We start from the raw sequence: 1,112 nt of genomic DNA, 5'->3' as shown, positions 1-1,112 counted from the left end.
TCAAAAAATATCAGGAGCAGGGAGAAGCCGGGTTGCTTGACCGCCGGGGGAAACGCCGCTCTCCTGCCGAATACAACGAGGAGGAAAAAGCTGCGGCAAAGCTGCGGAAGCTGGAAGCGGAAAACAGAAGGCTTCAAATGGAGAACGATTTCTTAAAAAAATTGAACGAACTCGAGGGGAGGCGGTAAACAGGCTCACACGCCGCGGGAAGGTCTATGAGGCGATCCATACGCTTCATCAGGAAAAAGGATATGAGATCGCATCGTTATGCACGTTATCCGGGATTCCCCGCTGTTCTTACTACAAATGGCTTCACCGGGAAGAAAGCGCCTCAGAAAAAGAAAATACCCGCTTGCTGGAAGAGGTCATCCGTTTGTACAGCGAAGTAAAAGGCATCTACGGTTATCGCCGTATGACGCTGAATGTGAACAGCCGGCTCAAAAGGAACTACAACCACAAGCGGATTTACCGCCTGATGAAAAGTGTACATATGCAGGCCGTGATACGCCGAAAGAAGAAGCACTATGTCATATTAGAACCGCGTGTTACCGCGGAAAACGTATTGAACAGAGAATTTTCGGCAAATAGTCCCAATGAGAAATGGCTGACAGATGTCACAGAATTCAAACTTCACAACGGGAAGAAAGCATACCTGAGCGCGATCCTTGATCTCCATGACAAAAGCATCGTTGCGTATGCGCTGGGCCGATCCAACAACAATCAGCTTGTCTTTGACACCTTTGACAGGGCGGTGAGCGCCAACCCCGGCGCCCATCCTCTGTTTCACAGCGACAGAGGCTATCAGTACACCAACCGGCAGTTCAAAGCAAAGCTGGACGGTATCCATGCAACGCAGAGTATGTCCCGGCCCGGCCGCTGCATCGACAACGGCCTTATGGAGGGCTTCTGGGGGATTCTCAAATCTGAAATGTACTACCTCCGGCAATTTCATACCTTTGAGGAATTGAAGAAAGCCATCGACGAATACATGGACTTTTACAATACAAGGCGACTTCAAGCTAAGTTAAAGGGCCTGGCTCCCCTTGCTTACAGGAACCAGACCCTCGTGGCGTAATTTTTCTTTTTTCACCTGTCTACTTGACTGGGGGCGG

General features: G+C 50.0%; 1 protein-coding gene and 1 pseudogene. Both read left to right on the top strand.

The annotated features are described in order from the left end of the window. Positions 1 to 188: pseudogene (locus tag NE547_RS17945) on the top strand (hypothetical protein); the annotation flags it as partial. Then, positions 161 to 1,075 (top strand): IS3 family transposase, encoded by a 915-nt coding sequence (locus NE547_RS17940; RefSeq protein WP_256176615.1) that lies wholly within the window; start codon positions 161 to 163, stop codon positions 1,073 to 1,075. The pseudogene NE547_RS17945 and the gene NE547_RS17940, both read left to right, overlap by 28 nt. Positions 1,076 to 1,112: the final 37 nt, after the last annotated feature.

Origin of the sequence: Flavonifractor sp. DFI.6.63 (genome assembly GCF_024462255.1) — a bacterium.
Classification (GTDB): Bacteria; Bacillota; Clostridia; order Oscillospirales; family Oscillospiraceae; genus Lawsonibacter_A; species Lawsonibacter_A hominis.
The sequence above is the reverse complement of the archived record's forward strand: the minus strand, read 5'-3'. Positions and strand labels throughout refer to the sequence as shown.